Raw genomic sequence first — 16,046 nt, forward strand, 5'->3', positions numbered from 1 at the left:
ACCAGCCTGCCGGGAGGTCGCTGAACCCTCCCTGAACGCACCTGAACAGGTCTTCAGGAAGGCAGGTCGACGACGACCCGGGCGCCGCCGAACGGGCTCTCGCCGACCTCGACCGTGCCGCCGTGGCCGGTGACCACGGCACGGACGATCGCCAGGCCGAGGCCGCTGCCCCCGGCGTCGCGGGTGCGGGCCTCGTCGAGGCGGACGAAGCGTTCGAAGACCCGCTCCCGGTCGGCGGTCGGGATGCCCGGACCGTCGTCGTCGACCACGAGGTGCACCCGGCCGCCGTGCTCGGAGACCGCCACCGCCACCCGGCCGGCTGCGTGACGGACGGCGTTGTCGACGAGGTTGCGCACGACCTGGCAGAGCGCGACGGGGTCACCGTGGACCCGGCCCGGACCGACGCCGCTGGTGTCGACCACCAGGCCGGACCTGGCCGCTCGCCGGGCCTCCGCGAGGGCGAGGTCGTCGACGTCGACGTCCTCGCGCGGCGCCTGGGCACGTCCCTCACCGGCGCGGGTGAGGGCGAGCAGCTGCTCGACGAGGGCCTGCATCCGCACCGTCTCCTCGAGCACCGCCTCGGCGAGCTCGCCCTCGGGTACGGCGCCGGGGTGGGTGTGGGCGACCTCGGCGGTCTGGCGCAGGCTCGCCAGCGGCGAGCGCAGCTCGTGGGAGGCGTCGGAGACGAACTGCTCCTGCCGGTCGCGGGAGTCCTGGAGCCTGGCGAGCATCGCGTTCATCGTGCGGGCCAGCCGGCCGACCTCGTCGCGCGCGGCGGGCTCGGAGACGCGGCGGTCGAGCCGAGTGCCGGTGATCTCCTCGACCTCCTGGCGGATGCGCTCCACGGGGCGCAGGGTGCGCCCGACCACCAGCCAGGTCGTCCCCCCGACGACGAGGAGCAGCAGCGGGAGGCCCAGCAGCAGCGGGGCGGCGAGCGCCGCGGTCGTCTCGTCGACGTCCTCGAGCGACACCGCGACCGTCACCACGTGACCGTCGTCGGTGTCCTCGCTCACCACGACGTAGGGGTGGTCGCCCCCGGGCAGCTCGACGGCATCCCCGTCACGGTCCGGGAGGCGGCCAGCGAGCGGCTGGGACGCGGCGACGAGCCGGCCGGCTGCGTCGTGGACCTGCCAGACGAGGTCGTCGGCCTCCTCGTCGTCCTCGTCGGGGTCGTCGGGGTCGTCGGGGTCGTCCGGGTCGTCCGGGTCGTTGTCGGGGTCGGTGCCGGGCGAGGCGGGGAGGCTGCCGGCGTCGACCTGGGCGACCAGGGCCGAGGCCTGGTTCTCCGCCGTCGACTCCGCCCCGTCGCGCAGCGACCCGCGCACCGCGAGCACGAGCGCGACCGCGCCGACGACCAGGGCCACCGCGACCACGAGTACCGCGGCGAGCGTCGTACGCACCCGCATGCTCATCCCCCGTCGCTCGCGAGCCGGTAGCCCGCACCCCGGACGGTCTGGATCGCCTCGCGACCGAACGGCCGGTCCACCTTGTTGCGCAGGTGGCGGACGTAGACCTCCACGATGTTCGGGTCGCCCTCGAAGTCGCCGTCCCAGACCGAGTCCAGGACCTGCCGCTTCGACACCACGTCGCCCCTGTGCCGGGCGAGGAAGGCCAGGACCGCGAACTCCCGCGAGGTCAGGCTGATCTCGACCTCGCCGCGGCGGACCCGGCGCGCGGCGGTGTCGACGACGAGGTCGCCGAGCTCGATCGCCGTCGGCCGCTCCCGCGCCCCGCGCCGGGCGACTGCGCGCAGGCGGGCGACGAGCACGGGGAACGAGAACGGCTTGGTCAGGTAGTCGTCGGCGCCGGTGTCGAGGCCCTCGACCTGGTCCCACTCGCCGTCCTTGGCGGTCAGCATGAGGATGGGCGTCCAGTTCTCCTCGCGGCGCAGCGTCTCGCACACCTTGTAGCCGTTGATGCCGGGCAGCATGAGGTCGAGGACGATGGCGTCGTAGGTGTTCTCCCGCGCCATCCAGAGACCGTCGGAGCCGTCGTGCGCGACGTCCACGGCGAAGCCCTCGGCCTCCAGGCCGAGCTCGATGGCGCGCGCGAGCCGGCGCTCGTCGTCGACGACCAGGATCCGCACGGCGTCCTCCAGGAAAAGCGGTCAGGGCGGCTCCATTGTGGTGGAGCCGCCCTGAACCTGCGCTGAAGGAGGTCAGCTGTACTTGACCTGCATCTCCTTGATCGCGTTGAGCCAGCCGGAGCGCAGGCGGCGCGGCTCGCCGTCGAGCTGGATGTCGGGCGCGAGGTCGGCGAGGGCGTCGAAGATCAGCTTGATCTCCATGCGGGCCAGGTTGGCGCCGATGCAGTAGTGCGCGCCGTGGCCGCCGAAGGCGACGTGCGGGTTGTTCTCACGCTTGATGTTGAAGGTGAAGGGGTCGTCGAAGACCTCCTCGTCGAAGTTCGCCGAGGCGTAGAAGAGACCGACGCGGTCGCCCTTCTTGATGGCCTGGCCGGCGAGCTCGGTGTCCTGGAGCGCGGTGCGCTGGAAGACGGTGACGGGGGTGGCCCAGCGGATGACCTCGTCGACCATCGTGTCGGGGCGCTCGTCGATCCAGGTCTGCCACTGGTCGGGGTTCTGGAGGAACGCGTGCATGCCGTGGCTGATCGCGTTGCGGGTCGTCTCGTTGCCGGCGACGGCGAGCAGGATGACGAAGAAGCCGAACTCGTCGTTGGTCAGCGAGCCGTGGTCGTCGTCCTTGCCGACGCTGATCAGCTTGGTGACGATGTCGTCCTGCGGGTTCTCGCGACGGTCGTTGGCGAGCGCGTCGAAGTACGCGATGAGCTCCATCGAGGCGATGGCCGGGTCGATGTCGAACTCCGGGTCGTCGTACGCCATCATCTGGTTCGACCACTCGAAGATCTTCTTGCGGTCCTCCTGCGGCACGCCGAGGAAGTCGGCGATGGCCTGCAGCGGGAGCTCGGCGGCGAGGTCCTCGACGAAGTCGCCGCTGCCCTTGGCGACGCACTCCTCGACGATCTTGTACGCGCGCTCGCGCAGGCCGTCCTTGAGCGCCGCGATCGCACGCGGCGTGAAGCCGCGCGAGACGATGCCGCGCATCTTGGTGTGCTCCGGCGGGTCGTGGTGGATCAGCATCGCGCGCTGGACCTCGACCTGGTCGCGGGTCATGTCCTCGGCGAAGCGGATGATCACGCCGTTCTCGGCCGTCGACCAGTTCTCGTTGTCCTTGGAGACCTGGCGGACCTCGGCGTGGCGGGTGCAGGCCCAGTAGCCGGTGTCGAGGAAGCCCGCGCGGGCCTCCGGCGGCTGCTCGATCCACCGGATCGGCTCGGTCGCACGCAGCGCGCGGAACTGCTCGTGCGGCAGGGCGACTTCGTTGATGGAGGGATCGGTCGGGTCCCACCCGACGGGGATGAGCTGCTCGGTCACGACGAACCTTTCACTGGAAACACAGGGGGCGACGGCGTCGGCACCCCGGGGGCGACCCGGGTCACTGGAACGCGTTCTACGCACACACTACAAAGCATCGCACGCTTACGAAAGGGTTTCGTTGAGCGAGTTCGCAAAGTTGCTCGCGCAAACGGAAACGAGAACGTGTTCTAGTTCGGTGGTATGGTCCTCGCCATGGGCAACCCCGTCATCGTCGAAGCCGTCCGCACTCCCCTCGGCAAGCGCAAGGGCCAGCTCGCGGGCCTGCACCCGGCCAACCTGCTGGGCTTCGTCCAGGCCGAGGTCCTGCGCCGCGCCGGCGTGGAGTCCGACCTCGTCGAGCAGGTCGTCGGCGGCATCGTGACGCAGGCCGGTGAGCAGTCGAACGACACGGTGCGACGCGCGTGGATCCACGCCGGCCTCGCCCAGCACACGGGCGGCACCACCCTCGACGCGCAGTGCGGCTCGGGCCAGCAGGCCTCCCACCTGGTGAACGACATGGTCGCCGCCGGCACCATCGAGGTCGGCATCTCCTGCGGCGTCGAGTCGATGTCGCGCATCCCGCTCGGTGCGAACGTGCCGCCCGGCCTGGGCAGCCCCCGCCCCGACGACTGGACGATCGACATGCCCGACCAGTTCTCCGCCGCGGACCGGATCGCCCGCCACCGCGGCATCACCCGCGCCGACCTCGACGCCTTCGGCGCCACCTCGCAGGCCAAGGCGAAGGTCGCGGTCGAGGAGGGCCGCTTCAAGCGCGAGATCGCCCCGATCGAGGCACCCGTCCTCGACGACGAGGGCAAGCCCACCGGCGCCCTGCAGACGGTCGAGGCCGACGGCGGCCTCCGCGAGACCACCCTCGACGGCCTCGCCGGCCTCCGCACCGTCCTCGAGGACGGCCTGCACACCGCCGGCACCTCCTCGCAGATCTCCGACGGCGCCGCCGCCCTGCTGATCATGAGCGAGGACAAGGCCCGCGCCCTCGGCCTGACCCCCCGCGCCCGGATCCGCAGCCACTGCCTCGTCGGCTCCGACCCGTACTTCCACCTCGACGGCCCGATCGACGCCACCCAGCGCATCCTCGACCGCACCGGCATGGCCATCAGCGACTTCGACATCTTCGAGGTCAACGAGGCCTTCGCCTCCGTCGTACTCTCCTGGGCCGGCGTGCACGGCGTCGACATGGACAAGGTCAACGTCAACGGCGGCGCCATCGCGCTGGGCCACCCCGTCGGCGCCACCGGCGTCCGCCTGATCACCACCGCCCTCCACGAGCTCGAGCGCCGCGACGCCTCGACCGCGCTGATCTCCATGTGCGCCGGCGGCGCCATGGCAACCGGGACGGTGATCGAGCGGATCTGAGGCGGAAGGCTCCGGGAACAGTTTCGCCGGTCGACCGGCGAAACTGTCGCTTGACCGACGAAACTTCGTCGGTCAAGTGTGAGTTTCATCGGTCAAGTCTCCGACCAGGACCGCCTCCAGGCGGTTGTCCACAGGTGAGGGCACCCCCGATGGCGCATCACAGGCAGTTGTCGCACGCTGTGCTGGTGATCGAGCTGGTGGCAGACGAGCGGGGCATCCTCTTGCGGCGCGACGCCCTCGCGATGGGCATCGACGACAACGCGCTGCAGCGAGCCCTCCGCGGCGGCTTTATCGTCCGCATCCGGCAAGGCGCCTACGCCTTGCGTGACATCTGGGAGCACGCCATGCCCCAGGATCGACACTCGCTCCTGCTGTCGGCGGTCCGCAAGCAGTACGACGACACCGTGGCCGCTTCGCACGTCAGCGCGTGCATCGAGCAGGGCGGGCCGACATGGGGACTCGACCTTTCGTCGGTACACGTCACCAGCCTGGACGGCTCGAGCGAGCGGAATCAGGGGAAGGTCGTCCACCACCGAGGCGCGTGCCGGGCCGACGACCTCACCCGCGATGACTTCGGCTGGATCACGGCGCCCACCAGGACGGCGCTCGACACCGCCAGCATCGCGCCGCAGGAGCCTGCCGTCGCCGTACTCGATTGGTTCATCCAGTCAGGCCTCACGACCCGCACCCAGCTGGAGCAGGGTTTCGCCGGGATGAAGCACTGGCCCGACACGCTGGCCCTGCACCGCGTGCTGCAGCTGACAGACGGGTACGCCGAGTCGGTCGGCGAGACACGCACCCGGCTCCTGCTCCGGCGCCAGCGGATCCCGGCGCCGATCCCACAGCTGGAGATCCGGCACCCCAGCGGCAGGGTGGCCGGCCGCGTCGACTTCGCGTGGCCCGAGCGCAGGGTCATGCTGGAGTTCGACGGCATGCAGAAGTACCACCGCTTCCGCCGTCCCGGCGAGTCCATCGAGGAGATGGTGATCCGGGAGAAGCAGCGCGAGGACCTCCTCCGCGAGCTCACTGGATGGCTCATGATCCGGCTCGTCTGGGTCGACCTCGACTACCCGCAACGTACGGCAGACAGGATCCTCCGCGGCTTCGCCCGGGCAGCGTGAGCGCCGAACCCACGACTTGACCGACGAATCTCACGCTTGACCGACGAAACTTCATCGGTCAAGAGACAGTTTCGCCGGTCGACCGGCGAAACTGTCGCCGCCTCACGCCCCGTACACCGGCTCCGGCACCGGCGCCTCGGCCAGCATCTCCCTCAGCGCCGGCCCGACCTTCTCGGCGTCCCAGCGGGCGCCGGCGTCGCGGGAGGGGCCGTGGCGCCAGCCGTTCTCGACGGTGATGACGGAGCCGTCGATCTCGATGACGCGGCCGGTGACGTCGCCGGCCTCCTCGCTGGCGAGCCACGCGACGACCGGGGAGTTGTCCTCGGGCAGGGCCATGGCGGAGGTGTCGAAGGCGCCCTCAGTCATCCGGGTCCTGGCGACGGGGGCGATGGCGTTGACGGTGACGCCGTAGCGGCCCATCTCCTGGGCGGCGACGAGGGTGAGGCCGGCGATGCCGGCCTTGGCGGCGGAGTACGTCGCCTGGCCGACCGAGCCCTGGAGGCCGGCGCCCGAGGAGGTGTTGATGACGCGGGCGGCGCGCTGGCGGCCGGCCTTGGCCTCGGCGCGCCACCAGGCTCCGGCGTGGCGCAGCGGGGCGAAGTGGCCCTTGAGGTGGACGCGGATGACGGCGTCCCACTCCTCCTCGGAGGTGTTGACCAGCATCCGGTCGCGGACGAAGCCGGCGTTGTTGATCAGGATGTCGAGCCCGCCGAAGGTGTCGATGGCCTGCTGGACCATCGCCTCGGCGGCCGCGAAGTCGGCGACGTCGGCGCCGTTGACGACGGCCTCGCCGCCCATGGCCTCGATCTCGGCGACGACGGCGTGCGCGGGCGAGTCCTCCTTCTCCCCCGCCAGCGAGACGCCGTAGTCGTTGACGACCACCTTGGCGCCGTGGCGCGCGAGCTCCAGCGCGTGGGCACGGCCGATGCCGCGGCCGGCGCCGGTGACGATGGCGGTGCGGCCTTCGAGAAGCTTGGTCACTGGGACTCTCCTTGACTGTCCTGGCCCTGCTGGGCGATGTGGAGGAAGACGGGCTGCTCGCCGCCGCCGTGGCAGGCGACCCGCGCCCCCGAGACGTACGACGACAGGTCGCTCGCGAGGAACGCGACGACCTGTCCGATCTCGGCGACGTCGGCCATGCGGCCGGCCGGGATGGTGGACTCGATCGCGGCGACGGTCTCGTCGCCGCCGTAGTGGTCGGCGGTGTCGGCGGTCCGCACGAGGCCGACGTCGACGGCGTTGACCCGGACCCTCGGACCCCACTCCTGGGCGAGCGAGGTGGTCAGCGAGTCGACTCCCGCCTTGGCGGCGCCGTAGGCGGCGGTGCCCGGCGAGGGCCGGGTGGCCGAGATCGAGGAGATGTTGACGATCGAGCCGCCGCCGGGCTGGTCCTGCATGACCCGGTTGGCGGCCTGGCTGACGAGCAGCGAGGACATCAGGTTGAGGGACACGATCTTGTCGTGGAAGCGCGGTGACGCGGTCGCGGCGGGCGCGAAGGGCGCTCCCCCGGCGTTGTTGACCACGACGTCGAGGTGGCCGTGGTCGGCCACGATTCCCGCGACGAGGGCGTCGACCGACTCGGGGTCGCGCACGTCGCAGAGCCGGTGGGTGGCGCCGGCGGGCGGGTCCGCCTCGGAGCGGCCGCAGGTGACGACCTCGGCACCAGCGGCGAGCAGCACCTCGGTGATGCCACGGCCGATGCCGCGGGCGCCGCCGGTGACCAGCGCGACGCGCCCGGCCAGGTCCAGGGAGAGAGCCATGCCGAGCACCATACCAAGCAAATGCTTGGTAGGGTGCGCTCATGCCCATCACCAGCGAGCTCCGCGACGACGGCATCCGCGTCGTCACGATGAGCGCTCCCCCGGTCAACGCCCTCACCGTGCAGGGCTGGTTCGACGTGGCCGCCGCCCTCGACGAGGCCGGCGCCGACATGGCGACGAAGGTCGTCGTGCTGCGGGCCGAGGGCAAGGGCTTCAACGCCGGCGTCGACATCAAGGAGATGCAGAACACCACCGGCTTCGACGCCCTGATCGGCGCCAACAAGGGCTGCTTTGCGGCGTTCCGCGCGGTCTACGAGTGCGCCGTCCCGGTCATCGCGGCCGTCAACGGCTTCTGCGTCGGCGGCGGGGTGGGCCTGGTCGGCAACGCCGACTGCGTGGTCGCCAGCGACGACGCCTACTTCGGCGTCCCGGAGGTCAACCAGGGCGCGCTCGGCGCGGCCACCCACATGGCCCGGCTCGTGCCGCAGCACATGATGCGCACCCTCTACTTCACCGCCCGCACCATCCCGGCGTCCGCGCTGGTGCAGTTCGGGTCGGTCCTCGAAGTCGTCCCGCGCGAGGAGCTCGACGAGGCCGCGCTGCGCGTCGCCCGCGACATCGCCGCCAAGGACACCCGGGTCATCCGTGCCGCCAAGGAGGCGCTCAACGGCATCGACCCGATCGACGTCAACAAGTCCTACCGCTGGGAGCAGGGGTTCACCTTCGAGCTGAACCTCATGGGCGTCAGCGACGAGCTGCGCGACGAGTTCGCCGGCACCGACAAGGCCAGCACTACCAAGGGAGGCACGAGGTGAGTCGCAAGCCCCGCGACAAGCAGATGTCCGTCGACGAGGTCGTGGCCTCGCTCGAGGACGGGATGACCATCGGCATCGGCGGGTGGGGACCGCGGCGCAAGCCGATGGCCCTGGTCCGCGCGATCCTGCGCTCCGACCTCAAGGACCTGACCATCGTCAGCTGGGGCGGTGCCGACGTCGGCCTGCTCGCCCGGGCCGGCAAGATCCGCAAGCTGGTCTACGCCTTCGTCAGCCTGGACTCGATCCCGCTGGAGCCGAACTTCCAGCGCGCCCGTCAGGGCAAGGAGATCCCCGAGGTCGTCGAGCTCGACGAGGGCATGTTCCAGACCGGCCTCAAGGCCGCCGCCGAGCGTCTGCCGTTCCTCCCGATGCGCGCGGGCCTCGGCTCCGACGTGATGGTCAACAACCCGTGGATCAGGACCGTCACCAGCCCGTACGACGAGGGGCACGGTCACGAGGAGCTCGTCGCCGTGCCGGCGCTGAGGCTCGACGTGGCGCTCGTCCACCTCAACCGCGCCGACGTGCACGGCAACGCGACCTACCTCGGCCCGGACCCCTACTTCGACGACCTGTTCGCGATGGCGGCCGACCGCACCTACGTCTCGGTCGAGAAGGTCGTGGACACCGCCGGCCTCACCGTCGACACCCCGGTCCAGCGGCTGCTGCTCAACCGGATGATGGTCACCGGCGTCGTGGAGACCCCCAACGGTGCGCACTTCACGAGCTGCGTGCCCGACTACGAGCGCGACGAGCGCTTCCAGAAGGCCTATGCCGCCGCGGCCGGCGGGTCCGACGAGGACTGGGCGGCGTTCGAGGAGCGCTTCCTGTCCGGGGACGAGGAGGCCTACCAGGCCGCCGTCCGTGCGTTCGCCGAGGAGAGCAGGAGCAGCAAGTGAGCGACAACGACTTCACCCGCGCGGACGTCTGCGCCGCCGCGATCGCCGACGCGTTCAAGGACGACGGCGAGATCTTCGCCAGCCCGATGGGCCTGTTGCCGATGCTCGGCGTGCGCCTGGCGAAGCTGACCACCAACCCCGACCTCGTCATCTCCGACGGCGAGTCGCTCTTCCTGGCCGGCGTGCCGCCGCTGTTCGCCAAGGCCGACGTGGTCGAGGGCTGGATCCCGTTCCGCCGCGTCTTCGACGTCGTCGCCTACGGCAAGCGCCACGTGATGATGGGCGCCACCCAGGTGGACCGCCACGGCAACCAGAACATCTCGGCGATCGGCGACTTCGCCCAGCCGAAGCGACAGCTCCTCGGCTCGCGCGGCGCGCCCGGCAACACGGTCAACAACCGCACGTCGTACTGGGTGCCCAAGCACTCCGACCGCGTCTTCGTCGAGCAGGTCGACATCGTCTCCGGCGTCGGCCCGAGGCGCGCGAAGGAGGCCGGCGTCGCCGCGTCGCGGTTCAACGACATCCACCGCATCGTCACCAACCTCGCCGTCCTCGACGTCAACGGCCCCGACGACACCGTGCGCCTGCTCTCGGTGCACCCCGGGGTCACGGTCGAGGAGGTCGTCGAGGCCACTGGCTTCACCCTCGACGTGCCCGCGGACGTGCCGACGACCCGGGAGCCGACCTACGAGGAGCTCGTGATCATCCGCGAGATGCTCGACCCCAAGGGCATGCGGTTCCGGGAAGTGCCCCAGCCGGAGGCGGCGAGGTGATCGAGCAGCAGCTCCGTACGCCGTTCACCGACCTCGTCGGCGTGCCGCACCCGGTCGTGCAGACCGGGATGGGCTGGGTCTCCGGGCCGCGACTGGTCTCCGGCACCGCCAACGCCGGCGGGCTCGGGATCCTGGCGTCGGCCACGATGACCTTCGACGAGCTCGAGAAGGCGATCGTCGAGGTCAAGTCGCGCACCGACAAGCCGTTCGGCGTCAACCTGCGCGCCGACGCCGGCGACGCGGCCGACCGCTGCCAGCTGCTGATCGACCACGACGTCAAGGTCGCCTCCTTCGCGCTCGCCCCCAAACCGGAGCTGATCGCGAAGCTCAAGGAGCACGACATCGTCGTGATGCCGTCGATCGGCGCGGCCAAGCACGCGAAGAAGGTCGCCTCCTGGGGCGCCGACGCGGTGATGGTCCAGGGCGGCGAGGGCGGTGGCCACACCGGCGCGATCCCGACCACGCTGCTGCTGCCGACGGTGCTCGACGCAGTCGACATCCCGGTGATCGCCGCCGGTGGCTTCTTCGACGGTCGCGGCCTCGCCGCCGCCCTGTCGTACGGCGCCGCCGGCGTCGGCATGGGCACCCGCTTCCTGCTCACCCGCGACTCCGCGGTGCCGGACGCGGTCAAGCAGCTCTACCTGGAGCGAGGCCTCAACGACACCGTCGTCACCGCCAAGGTCGACGGCATGCCGCACCGGATGCTGCGCACCCCCCTGGTCGAGTCGCTGGAGGAGACCTCGGCCGTGCGCCGCCTGGGCCCGACGGCGCGCCGCACCCTGGAGTTCAAGAAGACCTCCGGGATGTCGTGGACGCAGCTGCTCAGGGACGGCCGGGCGATGAAGAAGACGCAGGGCCGCACGCTCGGGCAGATGGCGCTCGCCGCCAACACGCCGACCATGCTGCGGGCCGGCCTCGTCGAGGGCGACACGTCGGCGGGCGTGCTCGCCAGCGGCCAGGTCGTCGGCGTGATCGACGACCTGCCCAGTTGCGAGGAGCTCATCGACCGGATCGTCGAGCAGGCGGCGCAGGAGCTGCGCCGCGCGTCGTCGTACGTCGTCTGACCCCGGCCGCCCGGCCGCGCCTCAGTCGGCCGCGAGCGAGCGCTGGTAGGCCCACTCGCGGCCGAGCACGCGGTAGCCGAGCACCTCGTTGACGCCGATCATGTGGTCGTTGGACTCCGCGTTCCAGGTGTCGACCGTCTCGAGCCGCGGCTCCGCCTCGGCCAGCCAGCGGAGCATGTCGGTCTTCAGCAGCAGGCCGAGCCGGTGGCCGCGGTGCGCCCGCACGACCGAGGTGTCGTGCTGGTGCCCGCGGGTCGGGTGGTCGGCCTCGACCGCGACGACGGTCTGGCCGGCCAGCTCGCCGCTCGGCGCGTGCCGGGCGACCACGCGGTAGAGCCGCTCGTGCCGGCCCACGCGGTTCTCCTCGTAGGCGCGCATCCGGGCGCCGGTGAACACCTCGTCCTCGTAGTCGAGGTCGTCGAGCGGGGCGTCGTTGATGGCGGAGGCCATCCGGGCGAGGTCGGCGAGCCGCTCCGCGGGTGTCGGCACCGGCCAACGCTCCAGGACGTACCCGGCGGCGTGCGGCAGGGCCTCGTCGTACCTGCGGTCGAGCTCGGACCAGTCCACCTCGGCGAGGTGCTGGCGCCGGTTGATCGAGGCCAGCTTGCGCTCGAAACCGTGGTGGACCGCAAAGGCGTCCGCGGCGGGCGACTCCCAGGCGTCGGTGATCAGGTTGGTCCGGTTGCGCGCCCGGGCCTCGTCGACGAGGTGGGCGAGCATCGCGGAGCCGTGGCCCTGGCGACGATGGTCGGGGTGCACGTCGAACCGGAAGTAGGCCATGTCGAAGTTGTCGTAGTCGCTGGTGGCGATGGACCCCCACGCCACGGCCCGGCCGTCGACCATGCCGAGGAAGGGGACGGCGGGCTCGCCGTCCCAGCCCCAGGTGAACTGGCGTGCCCCGTCCTCGGCGGTGGTGGGGTGCTCCCAGGGTGCGTCGGCGTCAGCGACCGCGTTGACGAGCGCGGCCCACTCCTCGAGAAAGGCCGCGTCGTCGGGCTTGATCGGGTCGATGTCCATGGCGCCAGCATGCGCCGGTCGGAGCGTCCGGTGCCACTGGATATCCTAGGGTCGTGAACCAGCAGCAGTCCCTTCCGCGTCGGCGCCACCTCATGGACCCGAATGCGCCGCGGAAGGCCCCGGACCCGCAGGACCTCGAGCGCCTGCAGCGGGTGCAGCGCCGCGTCATGACCGTCCTGGTCCTGACGACGATCCTGCACCTCGCCGTCGGGTTCGTGATCGCTGCTGACCACGTCGCAGCCGACCGCACCGACGCCCGGATCGGGCTCAACGTGATCGCCACCGCGTTCATGGTCGGCGGCATCGCCGCGGCCCTGCTGATCAACCACCGCTCGTGGAAGTCGCCGTGGCTGCTGCTCGGGCTGCTGCCCGGCATCGTCGGCATCTGGTGGACCGTGCTCTGAGGCCCGCCCCCTGAGCTCGGGGACGGGGCCGGTCCCGGCCCGGTGCCGGCCCGCTCAGCCCAGGCGCTCGATGATGGTGACGTTGGCCTGGCCGCCGCCCTCGCACATGGTCTGGAGGCCGTAGCGGCCGCCGGTGCGCTCGAGCTCGTTGAGCATCGTGGTCATCAGGCGGGTGCCGGTGGCGCCGATCGGGTGGCCCAGGGCGATGCCGCCGCCGTTGACGTTGACCTTCTCGTGCGGGGCGCCGGTCTCCTTCATCCACGCCAGCGCCACCGAGGCGAAGGCCTCGTTGCACTCGAAGAGGTCGATGTCGTCGATGGCGATGCCGGACTTCTCCACGGCGTGCTTCGTCGCGCCGATCGGCCCGGTGAGCATCCAGACCGGGTCGTCGCCGCGCACGGAGAGGTGGACGATGCGGGCGCGCGGGGTGAGGCCGTGGTCCTTCACGGCCTGCTCGGAGGCGATCAGCATGGCCGAGGACGCGTCGCAGATCTGCGAGGCGACGGCCGCGGTGATCCGGCCGCCGGGCGCAAGCGGCTCGAGGCCGGCCATCTTCTCCAGCGAGGTCTCCCGCGGGCACTGGTCGGTGTCGACGACGGTGCCGTCCTCGAGGGTGAACGGGACGATCTCGTTGGCGAAGCGGCCCTCGGCGATCGCGGCGCGGGCGCGCTCGTGCGAGGCGAGGGCGAACTGCTCCATCTCCTCGCGGGTGATGTCCCACTTCTCCGCGATCATCTCGGCGGAGCGGAACTGGCTGACCTCCTGGTCGCCGTACCGCTTGAGCCACCCGGGCGACTCGGCGAACGGGGTCGTGAAGCCGTACTGCTGGCCGACCAGCATGGCCGCCGAGATCGGGATCGCGCTCATGTTCTGCACGCCACCGGCGACGACGAGGTCCTGGGTGCCCGACAGCACGCCCTGCGCGGCGAAGTGGACCGCCTGCTGCGACGAGCCGCACTGGCGGTCGATGGTCACGCCGGGCACGTGGTCCGGCAGGCCCGCGACCAGCCACGCGGTCCGCGCGACATCGCCGGCCTGCGAGCCGATGGTGTCGCAGCAGCCGAGGATGACGTCGTCGACGGCGCCGGCGTCGACGCCGGTGCGCTCGACGAGGGCCGACAGCGTGTGCGCGGCGAGGTCGGCGGAGTGGACGCCGGAGAGCGCGCCGCCCCGCTTGCCGACCGCGGTGCGGACGGCGTCGACGATGTAGGCCTCAGCCATGGGAGTTCCCTTCTTCGATGGCGATCCCGTCGAGCAGGATGCGCACGTACTGGTCGGCGACGTCGGTGTGGCTCAGCCCGCCGCCGGGTCGGTACCACCGCACGGCGACCCACACGGTGTCGCGGATGAAGCGGTAGGTCAGGGTGACGTCGAGGTCGGCACGCAGCGCGCCGGTCCGCACGCCCTCCTCGAGCAGGCTCAGCCACACCTGGCGCGACTGGGCGTTGCGGTCGGCGAGGTAGGAGAACCGCTCGAAGGCGAGCAGGTGGTCGGAGTCGTTCTGGAAGATCGCGACCTCGTGCGGGTGCTGGTCGATCGCCTCGAAGGAGACCCGCACCGCCCGCTCGAGCTTGGTGCGGGCGTCGTCGGAGCTGGCCAGGATCTCGTCGTACTTGCCGAAGAGCTCCTCCTGGAAGGGCACCAGCAGCTCGTCGACGATCGACTCCTTGGAGTCGAAGTGGTGGTAGAGGCTGCCGGAGAGGATGCCGGCGGCGTCGGCGATGTCGCGCACCGTCGTGTTGCGGAAGCCCTTCTCGGCGAAGAGCTCGGCCGCGATCGCGAGCAGCTGCTCGCGACGGCTCCGCTTGCCTCCGTTGCCGTCAGGCGTGCTGGCTGCTGACACTGATCACCTCACCGGTCAGGTACGACGAGTAGTCGCTCGCGAGGAACACCATCACGTTGGCAACCTCCCACGGCGCGGCGGCGCGCCCGAACGCCTCTCGCTGCTTGAGCTCGACGAGGAGCTCGGGCGAGGTGACCTTCTCGAGGAAGGGGTGCATCGCCAGGCTCGGCGAGACCGCGTTGACGCGGATGCCGTGCGGGGCGAGGTCGAGCGCCGAGCAGCGGGTCAGCGCCATCACCCCGGCCTTCGCCGCGGCGTAGTGGGCCTGGCCCTCCTGGGCGCGCCAGCCGATGACGGAGGCGTTGTTGACGATGACGCCCTTCTTTCCGGCAGCGACGAACCGCTGGCCCACCGCGCGGGTCGCGCGCATCGTGCCGGTGAGGGTGATGTCGATGACCCGGTTCCAGGTCTCGTCGGTGACCTCGAGGATCGAGTCGGTGCCACCAAGGCCGGCGTTGTTGATCATCACGTCGACGCCGCCGAGCTCGTCCGCGGCGTCGAGCAGGGCCTGGATGTCCTCCTCCACGGTGACGTTGCAGACGCGCTGGCGCACCCGCTCGGCGCCGAACTCGGCCGCCAGCGCCTCCTCGGCCTCCTTGAGCCGGCGCTCGTGGGTGTCGCTGAAGACCACCGCCTTCGCGCCCTCCTCGAGGGCCCGGCGCACGACGGCTGCCCCGATGCCGGCACCGGCCGCAGCCGTGACCACGACCACCTTGCCGGCGAGCAGGTCGTGCCCCGGGACATAGTCGGGCAGGGGCTGCTCGGGTCGCATGGCGGTCATCAGGATCCCTTCGGTTCACGCGGAAGGCCGAGCACGCGCTCGGCGAGGATGTTCTTCTGGACCTCGTCGCTGCCGCCGTAGATCGTGTCGGCGCGCGAGAAGAGGAAGAGGCGCTGGTGGTCGTCGAGGTCGTAGCCGCCGGTCGGGCGGGCGAGCAGGCCCTCGGCGCCCGCGACGTCCATCGCCACCTCGCCGAGGGTGCGGTGCCAGTTGGCCCACGCCAGCTTGAAGATCGAGCCCGCGCCGTTGCCGGCCGCGGAGTCCTGCCCGCCCTCGACCAGGGCGAGCGAGCGCAGGGCGAAGCTGCGGATCACCGACAGCTCGGTCTTCAGCCGGGCGAGCCGGTCGCGGATGACGGGCTCGTCGATCGAGCCGTTCTGCCTCGCGCGGGCGACGACGGTCTCGAGCTCGCGGGCGAAGCCCACGGTCTGGCCGAGCGTGGACACCCCGCGCTCGAAGCCGAGCAGGCCCATCGCGACGCCCCAGCCGTTGCCGGGCTCCCCCACGACCAGGTCGCCGGCCGTGCGGGCGCCGGTGAAGAAGACCTCGTTGAACTCCGAGCCGCTGGTGAGCTGCTCGATCGGGCGCACCTCGACGCCGTCCTGGCGCAGCGGAACGAGCAGGAAGGACAGGCCCTGGTGGCGGGTCGAGCCCGGCTCGGTGCGGGCGACCACGAAGCACCAGTCGGACAGGTGGGCCAGCGAGGTCCACACCTTCTGCCCGTCGACGACCCACTCGCCAGTGGCCTCGTCGAGGCGGGCCCGGGTCTGCACGTTGGCCAGGTCGGAGCCGGCGTTCGGCTCGGAGTAGCCCTGCGCC

17 protein-coding genes are annotated in these 16,046 nt (G+C 71.3%); 7 read left to right on the forward strand and 10 right to left on the reverse strand.

Annotated features, from left to right (window positions below):
- Positions 1-53: 53 nt before the first annotated feature.
- The 3 genes from NOCJ54_RS0101925 to NOCJ54_RS0101935 all read right to left on the reverse strand — a co-directional run bounded on the left by NOCJ54_RS0101925 (position 54) and on the right by NOCJ54_RS0101935 (position 3,394).
- A complete protein-coding gene (locus NOCJ54_RS0101925; protein WP_028654111.1) occupies positions 54-1,412 on the reverse strand; it encodes a sensor histidine kinase in 1,359 nt (452 codons plus the stop codon).
- A complete protein-coding gene (locus NOCJ54_RS0101930; RefSeq protein WP_028654112.1) occupies positions 1,409-2,086 on the reverse strand; it encodes a response regulator transcription factor in 678 nt (225 codons plus the stop codon). The genes NOCJ54_RS0101925 and NOCJ54_RS0101930 overlap by 4 nt, the downstream gene beginning before the upstream one ends.
- Before the next feature lie 72 nt (positions 2,087-2,158).
- Positions 2,159-3,394, reverse strand: coding sequence for a cytochrome P450 (locus tag NOCJ54_RS0101935; protein WP_028654113.1), 1,236 nt, complete (start codon positions 3,392-3,394; stop codon positions 2,159-2,161).
- Between the two features lie 195 nt (positions 3,395-3,589).
- Here NOCJ54_RS0101935 and NOCJ54_RS0101940 point away from each other — a divergent pair, with 195 nt between their 5' ends.
- Both NOCJ54_RS0101940 and NOCJ54_RS0101945 read left to right on the forward strand, forming a co-directional pair.
- Positions 3,590-4,753 (forward strand): steroid 3-ketoacyl-CoA thiolase, encoded by a 1,164-nt coding sequence (locus NOCJ54_RS0101940; protein WP_028654114.1) that lies wholly within the window; start codon positions 3,590-3,592, stop codon positions 4,751-4,753.
- A 179-nt stretch (positions 4,754-4,932) separates the two neighbouring features.
- Positions 4,933-5,874 (forward strand): type IV toxin-antitoxin system AbiEi family antitoxin domain-containing protein, encoded by a 942-nt coding sequence (locus NOCJ54_RS0101945; protein ID WP_157514762.1) that lies wholly within the window; start codon positions 4,933-4,935, stop codon positions 5,872-5,874.
- A 102-nt stretch (positions 5,875-5,976) separates the two neighbouring features.
- On the opposite strand, the gene NOCJ54_RS0101950 is transcribed toward NOCJ54_RS0101945, so the two are convergent.
- Together NOCJ54_RS0101950 and NOCJ54_RS0101955 are read right to left on the reverse strand one after the other, a co-directional pair.
- Positions 5,977-6,855 (reverse strand): SDR family oxidoreductase, encoded by an 879-nt coding sequence (locus tag NOCJ54_RS0101950; protein WP_028654116.1) that lies wholly within the window; start codon positions 6,853-6,855, stop codon positions 5,977-5,979.
- A complete protein-coding gene (locus NOCJ54_RS0101955) occupies positions 6,852-7,634 on the reverse strand; it encodes an SDR family oxidoreductase (protein ID WP_028654117.1) in 783 nt (260 codons plus the stop codon). The genes NOCJ54_RS0101950 and NOCJ54_RS0101955 overlap by 4 nt, the downstream gene beginning before the upstream one ends.
- A 41-nt stretch (positions 7,635-7,675) precedes the next feature.
- Here NOCJ54_RS0101955 and NOCJ54_RS0101960 point away from each other — a divergent pair, with 41 nt between their 5' ends.
- Genes NOCJ54_RS0101960 through NOCJ54_RS0101975 form a run of 4 tightly spaced genes read left to right on the forward strand, consistent with a single transcriptional unit; the run spans position 7,676 to position 11,182 of the window.
- A complete protein-coding gene (locus NOCJ54_RS0101960; protein ID WP_028654118.1) occupies positions 7,676-8,449 on the forward strand; it encodes an enoyl-CoA hydratase family protein in 774 nt (257 codons plus the stop codon).
- Positions 8,446-9,345, forward strand: coding sequence for a CoA transferase subunit A (locus NOCJ54_RS0101965; RefSeq protein ID WP_028654119.1), 900 nt, complete (start codon positions 8,446-8,448; stop codon positions 9,343-9,345). Before NOCJ54_RS0101960 ends, NOCJ54_RS0101965 begins: the two co-directional genes overlap by 4 nt.
- Positions 9,342-10,118, forward strand: a complete 777-nt coding sequence (locus NOCJ54_RS0101970; protein ID WP_028654120.1) for a CoA-transferase subunit beta — start codon at positions 9,342-9,344, stop codon at positions 10,116-10,118. Before NOCJ54_RS0101965 ends, NOCJ54_RS0101970 begins: the two co-directional genes overlap by 4 nt.
- Complete coding sequence (locus tag NOCJ54_RS0101975) at positions 10,115-11,182, forward strand: NAD(P)H-dependent flavin oxidoreductase (RefSeq protein ID WP_028654121.1); 1,068 nt, start codon at positions 10,115-10,117, stop codon at positions 11,180-11,182. Before NOCJ54_RS0101970 ends, NOCJ54_RS0101975 begins: the two co-directional genes overlap by 4 nt.
- 21 nt (positions 11,183-11,203) lie before the next feature.
- On the opposite strand, the gene NOCJ54_RS0101980 is transcribed toward NOCJ54_RS0101975, so the two are convergent.
- The gene (locus NOCJ54_RS0101980) at positions 11,204-12,199 is read right to left on the reverse strand and encodes a GNAT family N-acetyltransferase (protein WP_051485378.1); all 996 of its coding nucleotides are present in this window, start codon (positions 12,197-12,199) and stop codon (positions 11,204-11,206) included.
- A 53-nt stretch (positions 12,200-12,252) separates the two neighbouring features.
- On the opposite strand from NOCJ54_RS0101980, the gene NOCJ54_RS0101985 reads away from it, so the two are divergent.
- Entirely contained in the window at positions 12,253-12,603 is a 351-nt protein-coding gene (locus NOCJ54_RS0101985) for a hypothetical protein (RefSeq protein WP_028654123.1), read from the forward strand.
- Between the two features lie 54 nt (positions 12,604-12,657).
- Here NOCJ54_RS0101985 and NOCJ54_RS0101990 read toward each other — a convergent pair whose 3' ends face one another.
- From NOCJ54_RS0101990 to NOCJ54_RS30645, 4 genes are read right to left on the reverse strand one after another with little or no spacing between them, the layout of a single operon-like run.
- Positions 12,658-13,824, reverse strand: a complete 1,167-nt coding sequence (locus NOCJ54_RS0101990) for an acetyl-CoA C-acetyltransferase (RefSeq protein WP_028654124.1) — start codon at positions 13,822-13,824, stop codon at positions 12,658-12,660.
- Entirely contained in the window at positions 13,817-14,446 is a 630-nt protein-coding gene (locus tag NOCJ54_RS0101995; protein WP_028654125.1) for a TetR/AcrR family transcriptional regulator, read from the reverse strand. Before NOCJ54_RS0101995 ends, NOCJ54_RS0101990 begins: the two co-directional genes overlap by 8 nt.
- Positions 14,424-15,227 carry an SDR family oxidoreductase gene (locus tag NOCJ54_RS0102000; RefSeq protein WP_028654126.1) on the reverse strand — a complete coding sequence of 268 codons (804 nt, stop codon included), beginning with the start codon at positions 15,225-15,227 and terminating at the stop codon, positions 14,424-14,426. The genes NOCJ54_RS0101995 and NOCJ54_RS0102000 overlap by 23 nt, the downstream gene beginning before the upstream one ends.
- On the reverse strand, positions 15,227-16,000 hold the full coding sequence (locus NOCJ54_RS30645) for an acyl-CoA dehydrogenase family protein (protein WP_442937273.1): 774 nt from the start codon (positions 15,998-16,000) through the stop codon (positions 15,227-15,229). The genes NOCJ54_RS0102000 and NOCJ54_RS30645 overlap by 1 nt, the downstream gene beginning before the upstream one ends.
- Positions 16,001-16,046: the final 46 nt, after the last annotated feature.

The organism is Nocardioides sp. J54 (genome assembly GCF_000519005.1).
Classification (GTDB): domain Bacteria; phylum Actinomycetota; class Actinomycetes; order Propionibacteriales; family Nocardioidaceae; genus Nocardioides.